This window comes from Acidaminobacter sp. JC074, from assembly GCF_022496765.1.
Lineage (GTDB): Bacteria > Bacillota > Clostridia > Peptostreptococcales > Acidaminobacteraceae > JABXKX01.
The window spans coordinates 1-13,213 of the sequence record NZ_VANV01000033.1 but is presented as its reverse complement, the minus strand read 5'-3'; the positions used below and the strand labels follow the sequence as shown (position 1 = coordinate 13,213).

14 protein-coding genes and 2 pseudogenes are annotated in these 13,213 nt (G+C 33.1%); 14 read left to right on the top strand and 2 right to left on the bottom strand.

The window, feature by feature from the left end:
* Window positions 1-103 precede the first annotated feature (103 nt).
* From EZV73_RS25635 to EZV73_RS25605, 8 genes and pseudogenes are all read left to right on the top strand, one after another.
* Window positions 104-1,321, top strand: a complete 1,218-nt coding sequence (locus EZV73_RS25635; protein ID WP_240843315.1) for a hypothetical protein — start codon at window positions 104-106, stop codon at window positions 1,319-1,321.
* A 131-nt stretch (window positions 1,322-1,452) separates the two neighbouring features.
* Window positions 1,453-1,656, top strand: coding sequence for a hypothetical protein (locus EZV73_RS25630; protein ID WP_240843314.1), 204 nt, complete (start codon window positions 1,453-1,455; stop codon window positions 1,654-1,656).
* A gap of 238 nt (window positions 1,657-1,894) precedes the next feature.
* Window positions 1,895-2,266, top strand: coding sequence for a glyoxalase/bleomycin resistance/extradiol dioxygenase family protein (locus tag EZV73_RS25625; RefSeq protein WP_240843313.1), 372 nt, complete (start codon window positions 1,895-1,897; stop codon window positions 2,264-2,266).
* Between the two features lie 119 nt (window positions 2,267-2,385).
* Complete coding sequence (locus EZV73_RS25620; protein ID WP_240843312.1) at window positions 2,386-3,252, top strand: alpha/beta fold hydrolase; 867 nt, start codon at window positions 2,386-2,388, stop codon at window positions 3,250-3,252.
* Between the two features lie 81 nt (window positions 3,253-3,333).
* Entirely contained in the window at window positions 3,334-4,965 is a 1,632-nt protein-coding gene (locus EZV73_RS25615; protein ID WP_240843311.1) for a hypothetical protein, read from the top strand.
* A gap of 64 nt (window positions 4,966-5,029) precedes the next feature.
* Window positions 5,030-5,338, top strand: a pseudogene (locus tag EZV73_RS29020) (DUF2834 domain-containing protein); the annotation flags it as partial.
* Between the two features lie 84 nt (window positions 5,339-5,422).
* Window positions 5,423-5,857 (top strand): VOC family protein, encoded by a 435-nt coding sequence (locus tag EZV73_RS25610; RefSeq protein WP_240843310.1) that lies wholly within the window; start codon window positions 5,423-5,425, stop codon window positions 5,855-5,857.
* Between the two features lie 9 nt (window positions 5,858-5,866).
* A complete protein-coding gene (locus EZV73_RS25605; protein WP_240843309.1) occupies window positions 5,867-6,217 on the top strand; it encodes a thioesterase family protein in 351 nt (116 codons plus the stop codon).
* A gap of 26 nt (window positions 6,218-6,243) precedes the next feature.
* On the opposite strand, the gene EZV73_RS25600 is transcribed toward EZV73_RS25605, so the two are convergent.
* Window positions 6,244-7,488 (bottom strand): transposase, encoded by a 1,245-nt coding sequence (locus tag EZV73_RS25600; RefSeq protein WP_240843308.1) that lies wholly within the window; start codon window positions 7,486-7,488, stop codon window positions 6,244-6,246.
* 7 nt (window positions 7,489-7,495) lie between these two features.
* Window positions 7,496-7,897 (bottom strand): annotated as a pseudogene (tnpA, locus tag EZV73_RS25595) (IS200/IS605 family transposase).
* Window positions 7,898-8,306: 409 nt separating this feature from the next.
* Between tnpA and EZV73_RS25590 the strand changes: the two are divergent.
* The 6 genes from EZV73_RS25590 to EZV73_RS25565 all read left to right on the top strand — a co-directional run bounded on the left by EZV73_RS25590 (window position 8,307) and on the right by EZV73_RS25565 (window position 13,027).
* The gene (locus EZV73_RS25590) at window positions 8,307-8,954 is read left to right on the top strand and encodes a GNAT family N-acetyltransferase (RefSeq protein WP_240843306.1); all 648 of its coding nucleotides are present in this window, start codon (window positions 8,307-8,309) and stop codon (window positions 8,952-8,954) included.
* A gap of 11 nt (window positions 8,955-8,965) precedes the next feature.
* On the top strand, window positions 8,966-9,850 hold the full coding sequence (locus EZV73_RS25585; RefSeq protein WP_240843305.1) for an aminoglycoside 6-adenylyltransferase: 885 nt from the start codon (window positions 8,966-8,968) through the stop codon (window positions 9,848-9,850).
* 93 nt (window positions 9,851-9,943) lie between these two features.
* Window positions 9,944-10,609 (top strand): DUF4332 domain-containing protein, encoded by a 666-nt coding sequence (locus EZV73_RS25580; protein ID WP_240843304.1) that lies wholly within the window; start codon window positions 9,944-9,946, stop codon window positions 10,607-10,609.
* A 14-nt stretch (window positions 10,610-10,623) separates the two neighbouring features.
* On the top strand, window positions 10,624-11,454 hold the full coding sequence (locus EZV73_RS25575; RefSeq protein WP_240843303.1) for a hypothetical protein: 831 nt from the start codon (window positions 10,624-10,626) through the stop codon (window positions 11,452-11,454).
* A gap of 218 nt (window positions 11,455-11,672) precedes the next feature.
* The gene (locus EZV73_RS25570) at window positions 11,673-12,410 is read left to right on the top strand and encodes a DNA alkylation repair protein (RefSeq protein WP_240843302.1); all 738 of its coding nucleotides are present in this window, start codon (window positions 11,673-11,675) and stop codon (window positions 12,408-12,410) included.
* Between the two features lie 11 nt (window positions 12,411-12,421).
* Window positions 12,422-13,027 carry a hypothetical protein gene (locus EZV73_RS25565; protein ID WP_240843301.1) on the top strand — a complete coding sequence of 202 codons (606 nt, stop codon included), beginning with the start codon at window positions 12,422-12,424 and terminating at the stop codon, window positions 13,025-13,027.
* Window positions 13,028-13,213: the final 186 nt, after the last annotated feature.

The window sequence follows — 13,213 nt, the reverse complement described above, 5'->3', positions numbered from 1 at the left end:
TGAGAAAGTTGATTTAGGAATGATGTTTGATTGAGATAATATAATCATAACTTTGTGGTGGTTTTTATAATATCATGGATTTGGTTTTGAATGGAGAAGAAGTATGGATGTTAAGTTAGAGTCTTTAATGATGGACTTATATTATCAGAAAAACAGGATGCAAATGCAAAACTACATATTTGATTCTTGTTATGATATAACTGCTATTGATGAAAGAATATATGAACTTCTTTCTAATGGTGACATTTCCTATCCTTTTCTTCTTAGAACATTTGTTGACTCTAGTCCAGATTGTTCTTGTTTACTTAATAGGATTGATAATTATGAAAACTATAAGAAAAATATAAGTGATGAAGTCGAGAAAGGTAGCATTAAGTACAAAGTTAAGATAGCAAGAGCTATGAAAGAGGATGTAATTGCATTAATGAAAGCGCGTGATATGGTAGCTAAGGCGCTAGATTATAAGTCATATCCTGACTTGATATTGAGTTCGGATGGTTTAACTATAGATGAGTTAAAAAAAGTTCTTAACAAGCATCTTGATAAGCACTTAGTTGATGTGAAAAGATTAATAAAACAACATCAACTAGAATGGTCAACGTGGTTCAGAGATTTAGACAATATATGTGATAAAAAAGAAAACTACTCATCTAATGAGTATGTACAGAAAGTTTTGACAAAATTTGATTTAAATTTAAGAAGCAAGATAAAGTTAGAAATCTCTAGCGAGCTTTTTGCAAGTTTTGTTATTGCTACCTCAAAGAATGACATCAATGTTTTTATCCGTGAATCCAGTACTTTAGGTGAGGTTTTAGCTTTATTTCACGAACTAGGTCATGCCATTCATTATTCTATGATTGAAGGTGATGGATTAAAGAATATTCTACCATCTTCGCTTTCAGAGATTATGGCTGTAGTCATAGAATATATTGCGACTCAAATTTTGCTTGAGGGGGATGAAAGAAGACAGTTAAATGAGATCATGTTAATAGATTACACCAGATGTGCTATCAGTTCTTTGTTTGAATTGGACCTTTATGAAAAGATAGGAGATGCAGAAAACCTTTATGTGAAACACTACACAAAGTTAGGGCTTGAAGTAAATAATCCTTCAGTTTGGTCTTATGATTCCTTTAGAAGTATTGATCCTGTTTATATTCATAATTATGTTCTTGGATATACAATTGCAAAGAATATGTATGAAAAGTTGAAAGATACATATGGTGATGACTATGGGAAATGGGGAGCTTGGCTTGTTGAGAATATTTACAAACATGGTTCTAATCTTCATGTTCAAGACATTATGAACCTTAGTTTATAAGTATCATGTTGCAGATGAATAAACTCTGGTTTGTTTAAAACAGACAAGCCTTGCTTTAGTATTTAATATTTAATTTCTAGGTATGTCAATTATTATGTTTGCTTAATCAGAGTTAGATTTGGGAGGAACTTATGAGTAACAATGAATCGTTGGACATGTTTTTTGCCAGTTTAGATGATACAACAATGGATACAATAATTGGTTTGTATGAGAGTGGTGATGAAAAAGGATTAGAAGCATTTCTTGATAAGATGCCGATAAACGTTCCAAAGAAGGACTTACAAGAAAGCTTAAAAATGTTAATTGAAATGAAAGATATGATGGGCGATTTTTAATGAATTAGAGTAAGTATATATCCACTTAGATAGGATACTTCCAGAGTAGACCGTTAGATGAACGAACTACATGGAAGTATTTTTATTTGAGTAACTGAATAACTTTTTCTAGCCGAGGATGTTGTTTAGATGAATCTCAAGGATAATCGACGTAATTGTCCAAACAAGTTGAATAGGAGATTTCTATAAGGGTAAAAGTAATACAAGCCACGCAGCATACTATATGAAGGAGTTCACTATGAAAATAAATTCTATATCATTTGGTTTTTCAACTAAGAAACTCGAAGAAACGCAGACTTTTTATGAGTCAGCTTTAGATGCTAAACTGATCTATAAAATAGAAGGATATATCATTTTAAAAGTCGGAAATTTGCCATGTCTACTTGAGTTTTCTTCACCCGAACTGACTGGTGAGAAAAAATCTGATGCCACGAGTATAGGGTTCAATATCGATGTTGATGATGTGAAAAAAGCTTATGATGAAGTGATTCAAAAGGGATTTGAAATAGACATGCCTCTTAAGCACCATGAATGGGGAGAAATAGGTTTTAGTATTAAGGATCCTAATGGTCTAACCATCTACATATGTAAGACGCTTTCTAAGGATTAAGTTACTAGTGAAAATCACTTCCCCATTACTATTGATGGTATTCAGAGAATGGATTGGTGTTATGTGCTTAAGTCAATTTTTATCATAGAACTTAACAACTGATTATGAGAGGAGAGTTTATGTTAAGTAAGGGGATGTATCAAGCTATTGGTGATGTAGACATGTATTATGAAGAAATTGGAAGTGGTCATCCTATCGTATTTATCCATGGTATAGGTTTTGACCATCATTACTTTGATGTTTTTTTTGCTGAGTTTTCACAAGATTATCGCCTTATTTTTGTCAATCTTAGGGGAAATGGTCTTACAAACCGTGGCAAGGTTGATAGACTTACATTGGCACAGCATGCTAAAGATATTTTCAGTTTATGTCAGTCTTTAGGATTGAAAAAATATACACTTTTTGGTCATTCGTATGGTGCCTTTGTTGCTCTGAAACATATAATAGATTTCCCACAAGGATTGGCAAGTGCTGTTTTGTTATCAGGCAGTCCTTCTAGTGACTTTATAGATCAAAATATTAATAATATTTTACCTAATATTCATTCAGAAGATTTAAGAAACGAAGTCATAGAAACTATAGAATCACTTAGAATGGGGGCTTTGAGTGCATTAGATTATAACAAAGTTGTACGCTATGGCGTATTCAGTCATTTATCCTTGTTCTTTAGCGATTATAAGTCTGATGCAGTCATGAGAGTAAATGCACTCTTAGAAGATACAGTTTACATTCAAGAAGCGATGGAAGAATTTCTTGATGATTTAGGTGAGTTTGATTATCGGGATAAATTAGAGAAAATAACAGTTCCTTTACTGATAATGACTGGTCAAGATGATGTTTTATGCAGTGCATCAGATGCAAAATATATGTGTGAAAGAATAAAATCGGCTCAACTGAAAATCTTAAATCGAGCTGGACACTTCGGTTTTGTAGAAGCCCCTACTCAACACAATGAAGCTTTGAAAGAATTCCTAAAGGAGATATGAATCTCAATTTAATATTATTCTAATACTTTCCTCATGACTTATATGATAGTGTTAATATATAGCTAGTGATTTGGGGGTATTTTGAATAATAAAAGACAATACATTTTAATTGGTGTCAGCTTATCAGTGATTCTGTTGGTTTATATGATCGTAAATCAGATAACCAACCTAAATGAGAAAGTTGATGCTTTAAATAGGATTAATGAAGAAAATAGTTCGAAGAATGTAGTCCAGAGCTGGAATGACTATATGTTAAGACAAGAAGTCTCGACATTAAGTAATCGTAACCATGAGTTATCTCAGCAGTTAGAAAAGCTAGAAAATGACTATAATGATTTGCTAGATTCCTTAAAGTATACAGATAATTTTATTTCGAAAGATGGTGTGATATTTAAGAATGATAAGATGCTTTATGGAGATAAGGCCTTTGATTTAATCTATAACTTGAAGGATCAAAAGGTCTACTATAAAATGGATTGCTTTGGGATGGTAGAATACTCAGATGGTGTCTACATTTTAAAAGATGAGGCTTTGGATAGTAATATTTCATCTAGGCCCTTGATTTCACCAGATAAGAAGCGATTGGTTTATTTAGGACCTTTTGAAGAAGGCTTGAATACCAATGTCTATATCTATCATATATATGAGAGAGAAAATAAAAAGATAATCCAGTCGGATTTATACTACAATAAAAGAGTTAAGGTTGTCAGATGGCTAGATGATGATAATCTGATTTTAATCGTTGGTAGTGTAAACGATACATGGTCTAGAGATGATTATTTATATCATTATAATTTAAAAGAAAATCAAATGAACTATTTGGCAGGTTATCTAGAAGATCATATAGAGGTTTCGAACTTCATTATTAGAGATCAAGGTATTGAATATGAAATCAGTACTTGGAATAAGGATTTGACCGATTATACCATTTCAATAGAACTGCTTTCTTATGATAAGATACCTGGTTATGAGAGACAAACACTTGATAATGACTTTCCGGAAAATCCAATTGACATCATGATAGAAAATCAAATGGTAGAAAAAAAGGAATTCAAAAGGCTAATAAAAGACGAAGAGGCATATAAGATAGGTGACGACTTTAGGTTAGGCCTTAGAGATAGCAAAACTCTTATTAACTTTCCTTACGCAAGCTTTAATAGAGGTGTTTATGATCTTGAAAGAGAGCAGATTGTTTTTGATATCTCCAGTATTGAGGAAGCTTTGAGTGATGTATGGGGAAAAACGGTTGCAAAAGATGGTTATCTTTGGTATTCGGACGTCTATATGAAACCAGAAAACTTAAATTTCTTAAGTGGCTTTAACTATCATGACGAAAGAAATGAAATTGTTTTTTCAATAGAGTCTTTTTTAGCTGATGCTATGGATACTTTAGTTGGATCATACAACCTAAAAAGCAAGGCGTTTAAGTTCGTTGAAAGTCCATTCTATGGTTCGGTAGGTGAAATTGTTGCCCTTGAAGGCACTCATTATGCAGCGTACTCATTTTACACTGGCGGTGATGAATCGACATGTTACGTGGATGTCATCGATTTGGACAAGATGAAAGTAATTAATCACTTGAATGTAGATAAAATATACAATGCTCAAGAAGTCTGGATAACTGATATGAAATGGACCGAAAACAACTTGGTCTTGACCGTAGAAGTTAATGGAGAAGAAACAAGTGATGAGTTCATAATATGGTCTAAATAATTTTGTATTAGTAGAGTTTATCAATGCGTTTGGGGAGGACACATGAAAAAAAGTATATCTATTTTTTGCTCTTGCTGGTAGTGTGATTCCGTTTACGATATTTATACCTTGGCTATCAGAAAATGGTTTGAATCTGAGTTTGTTTGTATCAGAGTGGTTTATAAATAGAATCAGTCAATTCTTTGCCGCTGATTTTATTGTCTCATGGTTATGTTTTCTAGTATTTTTAATCGTAGATTCAAAAAAGTATGAGGTCAAATATTGGTGGCTATCACTTATTGGCTCTTGTTGCATTGGCTTGTCATTTGGATTGCCCTTTTATCTCTTTTTAAGAGAAGGAAAAACTGAACTAAAAAAAGTTACCACATCATAAAGGTGTGGTTTTTCTTAATTATATAAGTTTCTTTATGATAAAATAATGATATTACTTATTATTTTTGAAGAAAAAGGAGAATTTATGTTGAAGTTAGGATCCACCTATTTGATTGTAAAGAATATGGAGGCATCAATAGATTTTTATAGTGCTTTACTGGAAATGAAGCCGACCACACAGAATGAAGACAGATGGGTTCAATTTGACTTTCATGGTAGCTGCATTGCTTTATGGAATCCAGACTATGATACAAAAAGAATGGGGAGTGGTGAAATTTTAGAAGATGTCTATAGTGAGACCTATATGTCTTATCATAAGAATATGAATTTAAGGTATGGTAACAATGTCGTATTGAACTTCTATATAGATGATTTGAAAGAGGAGTATGAAAGATTGAAAAATTTAGACATAGGTCATATGACGCCAATGATGTACATCAATGTGGCATGTCCCTACCACTTATTTATTATTAATGATCCAGATGGTAATCAGATTGAGATTACAGGCAATATGATCTAGGAGGTTTTAATGAAATATACAGATTTTCCCTTGAGGACTTATGACAAGCTTAGATACAGGGATACAGACAAACAAGGCCATGTTAACAATGCCAACTTCTCTACCTTCTTTGAAACTGGTAGAACAGAGCTTTTGTACCTTCATGAAGGAGGACCGATACATGATGAAGATAGCTCTTTTGTTATTGCTAGGATTGAACTGGATTATATATCAGAAATCAAATGGCCAGGTACAGTTGAAATAGGCACGCTTGTTAAGAGGATTGGTAATTCATCCATTGGACTATTTGAACCTCTCATGACTAAAAGTCACGAGATTCTTAGGTACAAAAGCCTAACGGCTTTTAATTTACTAAGCTAACCCGCCAGTTCCTGACGTTTTTATTTTTAAGCTATTGATTTATAGATGCCTTCTTTTAACCCTCTCAAGCCTTCATGCTCAATGTTTATACTTGCATTTTCATCTCTGTCATGCTTTGTTCCACAAACTTGACACGTCCATTTACGGACAGATACATCTTTCAATCTCTTATCTTGATAGTCACACTTATGACATATTTGACTACTAGGATAATATTGATCGATAACAATTAACTGCTTATGAACTGGACCCATTTTATATTGCAGGAATGTTCTGAAAGTACTATAAGCTGCATCACTAACACTCTTAGCAAACATTTTATTTTTTTTCATTTCTTCTGGTTTTAAATCTTCGATGCAAATTAAATCATAGTCATAAACAAAATCTGTCGTAAGTTTATGAAGAAAGTCTTCCCTTCGATGCTTGATTTTCTTATTTTGACGACTCACTTTCAAACGAGATTTATTATAGTTCTTACCATGTTTTTTCTTTAGGTCCATACTTCTTTGTAACTTTGCAAGTTTCTTCTCATTCTTCTGAAAGTACTTTGGATTATCGATTACATTTTTGTCACTCAAAATGGCAAATTTATGGACACCCAAATCTATACCAACACTTTTGTGTGTTTTAGGTAAGAGTTTTGTAGGTACATCTTTACAAGTAATTGAAATATAATATTTCTCATCAGATTCTCTTGTGATAGCAACATTTTTAATCTGTCCTTCATAAGGTCTTGAATAAGCTAACTTCACCATCTTTATTTTTGGAAGTTTAATCTTACAGTTTTGCTTCTTATATTTATTGGTTGAAGTGTATTCCCATTCTTTTTCAAGGACTTCAATGTTATTATTGGTTAGGTTCATTACAAATGATTGCTCATAATCATAACGTGACTTAAACTTTGGATGGCGCTGCAAGTCATAAAAAGTTAACACTTTTCCAGTTCGTTTAGCCTTTTCTAACTTCTTTTCTGAGTAGGTCATAGGACCATCGAAAAAATAGTCATAAGCCTTTACTAAGTCTTTCAATGTGTTTTGCATGACAGATTTTTCGCACTCATATAACCAATCGTTATTTTTCTTCAAGTCAGTTAACATAGAAGACATTTTATTGTACGAGAGAATACCCTCATTTTTCTCAAAACGGTCCATATTGATCTCTAGAAAATGATTCCAAACAAATCTTTTCGCCCAAAAGGATTTTTCCAAAATTTCTATTTGCCACTTCTTCGGATAAATTCTGTATCTATAAGCTCTCATAATTCCGGACATTGAAACCTCAATTCTTCTTTTGACTTTGAATATAATCTACAATTTGGCTTTCAGTATGTTCACTGACAGTTGAAACAAAGTATGATGGATTCCATAGATGTCCACCCCATAACTCTTTTTTGAGTTCAGGGTATTTTAAAAACAAAAATCTAGCACTTGTACCTTTAAACGCTTTTATAATATTGGGTAGGTAGTGTTGTGGCTTGCAATCGATTAACATATGAATATGATCTTGATCTGTTTCTATTTCCAAGATTTTAATACCATGATCATCTGCAATTTTTGAAATGAGTAATTTGACATATTCATCGACATGGCCATGAAGTATAGCTTTTCGATATTTCGTACACCAAACCAAATGATATTTTAGAGAATATACTTATCCTCTTCCTTTATTTATATTACTCATATCTACCCCCTATTTAATTGTAACATACGCAGTAGTTAAATACAATAAAAAATCGAACAATAGTTCGCTATAGTTCATACAGAATAGTTCCTTCCTTTTATAGATTATTTTACACAAAACAGCTCAAATTTTATGCTCTAACTCACAACTAAAGTAACAAGTGTGCGAGCACTTTTTATCAAAATATTTTTCAAAATGATATCCTTGTTGCTTCTTCTAATACTGTAATAGTTCATGTGGATAATATAACAAAGAGATCTAAAGCTCTTTCATCTCATACTAGAAAAATCCTTATGAAATACCATAAGGTAATTGATGAGTAAAATGGCTTAAACTCTTTTTTCTAATGTTACTTGCACAACTACAGGTTAAACTATACATAAGACACGTTTATTTTAGGAGGAAAGCGATGAATGTTATAGAACTTGGTTTTAGGAAGTTTCATAATCTGCCAGAAGAGCAAAGTGATTTAAGTTTGCTTTTAAGAGAGGGCTACAATAAAAACTCTGCCTACTTATGGTCTTATCCAAGTGGTTCAGTTATTACTTATTCAAAGGATTTAGAAGCAAATATAAATGCAAATCCTTACGAGATGTTTGATTTAGAAGGTAAGTATGACAGGGAATACATATTAAGGAGAGAAGATTTCAAACCTTATCATAATCCTAGATTTAGATATGAAGTGCTTACAAAAGAAGATGAAAATGATTTGAATGACTTTTTAAGTAAATGCTCTAATGAGGATAAAGACTATGGACAGGTTTCGATAGATGACCCTATAATTGTCGGTGTTTATGATCAAGAACGACTTGTAGCTGCAGCTTCCATATGGTTTCTAGAAAATGATTTAGCAGATATAGGACTGATTGTAGATCCTGATTACAGAAGTTTGGGATTAGGAAAAAGTGTATCTTCGTTTTTGATTGAGCAATTACCAGATGAAAAAGTGCCAGTGTATCGATCGGATATTGAAAACCATGGCTCTACAAGAATTGCTGAATCTTTAGGTTTTACTTTGTTCGGTAGGATCTATAGAGTTAGCGAGTGCAGAGTTTAGGAGGAAAATAGGTGAAATCAAGAACTGAAAAAGAGATGTTTGAGCTTATTCAAGCTTTTATTGAAAAAGACGATATGATCCGTGTGGCTATTCTAAATGGATCAAGGGCTAACCCTAATATTGATAAAGATATTTTCCAAGACTATGATGTTGCATGTTTTGTAAGAGATTTAAAGCCTTATTTATTAGAAGAAAATGTTGTACCTTATTTTGGTGATACACTCATTGATGAACAGCCTAATTATGGACCTTGGCCTCCAGATGATGCGGATGGTTCATATCACAATTACAACATGCAGCTAATGGATGGTAACCGAATTGATTTGAGTTTTTACGTGATGGATAAGTTAGAGGACCACTTAAAAGACAGTTTGAGTCAGGTCCTCATAGATAAGGATGGCTTGTGTTTGAATCTGTCGCCTTCTAATGAATCTTCTTATTATATCGAAGAACCAACTGAAGAAAAATTTCAGGGATGTTGTAGTGCCTTTTTATTTGCTCTAGGCTCTCATATACCTAAAACCCTTTGGAGAAGACAGTTGCCACTTGCTAAGTCTTATACAGAAGGTTGGTTGAGAGTGGTTTTACGTTTGATGTTATCATGGGAAATCGGTCACAAGACAGGCTTTGAAAAGTCTCTTGGTTCAGGCGGTAAATATCTTGAAAAGTATTTAGATGGTGATAAGTGGGCAAGTTATAAGTCCACATATGTAGATGCGGACTATGACAAGATATGGGATTCTGTTTTTATTTTTTATGATTTGTTTGTTGAATCAGCCCTGTATGTAGCTGATGCGTATGGCTATGAATTTTCAAAAGACAAGGCTGAAAAAGTTTTGACTCATATCAAACATGTCAGACAAGTTCCAAGTAATGCAAATGCCATTTATGAGTAGGTTTTGAGGTGGATTGTCAGGGTATCATTAAGGTAAAGTGTGAAGTTTGATTGAGCTTAAATAGAAGGTGACTTAGTCTAGAAAGGAGTGTTTATGTCTTATGGTTTTAATCTAAAAGGAATATCTTTAAAGGAGTTTAAGACTATTTTAAAAGAGTCGTATTTAATACCTAGTATGAGAGTCTTGTTAGAGGACTTAGACAAGCATTTGGATTTGCTTACAGATTACGGGATAGAAAATATGTCAGAGTTTTATCTTCAGTCAAAGACTAAGAAGAAAGCTGAAGTTCTTGCAGAAAAAACAGGTATGGATCTAGACTATATGATTGTTCTAAGAAGAATGGTATCTAGCTATATACCTAAGCCTAGAAAGTTAGAAGATTTTACAGATATGAATGATGACTTATTGAAGCGTTTGATTCACATGGGTATCAAGAACTCATTGGCCTTAGATGATTATTTAAAATCGCACTCAGAAGAGGAGGCAGCAGCTCAACTTGCAGTTGATGTTGAACTGATTAAAACATTTAAAAAATTGTTAAAAGTAAGTGAACTTAGGTATATCAGTCCTGCCTTTGCAACAGTCCTTGTGCGTGGTGGTTATGATACAATTGATAAGCTAGCACAAGCAGATTCTAAGACTTTACTAAAGACAATTGTTGATACCAATAAAAAGTTTCAGATCTACAAAGGAAACATTGGAGATAGTGATTCTAGGTTTATAATTGATGATGCTAAAATCTATCTGAAATATAGTTGAAAATGGAGATAATAATGAATGTAGTGAAAGCAACAATAGAAGATTTAGATAAGGCTGTAGACTTAGCTTATGATATGCAAAGACATGTAAATACAAGGTGCAGACCATTATTAGCTGATGTAAGCAGACATGATTTGTATGAAAGATTTAAAAGGTATATCAGAAGTGATGAACACGATATACTACTAGTAGAAAAAGGTGGCAAGCTTGAAGGCTTTTCGCCTGTTAACGTGATTGAAGAGGATTTCTACATAGCTTATACTCAGGGCCCTTATGGTTATGACTATGACGCAGTTTCAGAATGTCTTTATAATTATCTAAAAGAAAACTATCCAGGCTACAAGTTGTATGTTAACACTGCCAAAGAACACAGGCTTTCAATTGACTTTTATGAGAATAAGGGATTTAGATTAGAAGAGGAGGCTCAAATGCTTAAGCTAGAGACCTGTCCGTATTCATACTCTGATGACCATATAGAGGAGATAAATACTTGTAATCGTAACCTTATATTTGACTGGATTGAAAAGCATGTAGATGAAGATACCTATTGGAACTCTAATAGAATTTCTGATAACTTAGAACGTTTCATCATACTGGGTTATTTCAATGAGGGAATTAGAGGGCATATCATTGGGAGAGGATCTAATGACTATACTGAGGTAATTGCATTTAGCGGTAATCCCAAGGTAAAGGAAGAACTGTTAAAAGTCTTTATTTCTAAAGCTTACGAGAAAAATGTCAACTTGATAGATTTGTACTCAGAAGATGAGTTTGAAGCCTCACTAGGTATAAAATATGGTTTTGATCTTTATGATAACAACTTATGTTATATAAAATATTTTTGATAAAGGATGTGTAATGAAAGAACCGCACTGAAAATGTGCGTTTTTTTTATTTAAGCGATGAGTTCTAGATTCTTATATGAGTATAGAGAAGTGACCTGGGTAAAATACTTATAACATACAAACTATGTGCACAATGCAATTGTGTGTCACTATAAAGTAAAGTCTATATGATACATCAAAATTTCTTGATGAGTAACAAGAACCAATGGAGGTGAAGCATGGCGAAGAAATTAAAGGATTACTATGATGGCGACTGTGCCAAGTTATTAGCTGATAAAATTTTGATTTATTATCCTGAATTTGATGGAAATACATTTTTTACTTATGTAGTAGATAGATTAGATGATAAGAGTTTCATGCAAAGACAAGATATTTTTGTGGATGCTTTCGAAAAGTATTTATCAAGCAGCTATGAGGAGAATGTTAAACTATTTACCAAGCTACTTGGACCTGAACTTTTGGAGCCTGAGGGAATGTTTTCTGAAGGTTGGTGGTTATGGCCCGTAGGCAGATATGTTGAAAGACATGGTCTAAGAAACTGGGATATCACTTTAGAGTTTATATATGAGTTGACCAAACGCTACACAGGTGAGTTTGCGGTTAGGCCTTTGCTAAATGACAATCCAAAGAAACTTCTTACAGTTTTTCTTGATTGGAGCAAAGATGATAATGTACATGTACGTAGATTGGCAAGTGAAGGCATGCGTATTAGACTTCCTTGGGCAAAAAAGAGTTTGGCTGCATTAGAAGAAATAAAGCTTTTTAAACAAGTCCTCACTAACTTGAAGGACGATCATGAAAAATTTGTCATGAAGTCTATTGGCAATAATCTTAATGACTTGATGAAAGAAAACCCTGAACTTGCTCATGAAATCATTGAAGAGTGGAAAAAAGATGGTTTGACTAAATCATCTACTTGGATTATTAAACATGGTTCAAGAAGCTTAAGAAAATAGAGGGACATTTGATGAATGATAAAGCTTATGAGTATCAAGCATACAACGATAAAATAGGAGATAGAAGGGATTTATACAAGTTAGTTGCAAAGACTTTCAATATAAAAACTGCCCTTTACCCTGGTTCTTTTATTGATATTGGACCTTCTCTATTTATACCGAAGGTTATTTATGTTGATCATTTCAAAGGTGCAATAAAATATTTTAGAGACTTGCAAAAGGTTTATACTTTTATCAATGAGGAAAAAGATTATTTAGAATCTAGTGAAATCTTATTCTATGGTATGGATTATCAAGAAGAACTTCCTATCAAGGATGTCGATTTGATTATTTCTCAGTTTGCAGGATTTGTTGGTCAAGCAACTAAGAGGTATTTAAAACAAGATGGTATTCTACTCTGTAATGACAGCCATGGGGATGCAACTCTGGCGTTTTGTGACGATGAATTTGAACTTGTTGGCGTCGTCATTTCTGGCGAGATATCTACCAGTAATTTGGATGAATATTTTAAGTTTAAAAGACAAGGAAAGATCAATGTAGAAGAGGTAAGGGAGAAAATGAAGGGTCCAAAGTACAAGTTACAAGCAGCTAATTATCTATTCAAAAAAATTAGATGATAACCTTTGTATTATGTAAATCTAGCCTGGCTAGATTTTTATTGTAAAAAGAAAACCACTGGTTCGACCAGTGGTTCTAAAAAGCTTTAGCTATGAGCGGTGTTTTTACCTCCTTATGATACGATTAAGATGGTTCGCCAACCAGAATAAATGAATCATAAGGAGGATCCGAATATGGATATGAAT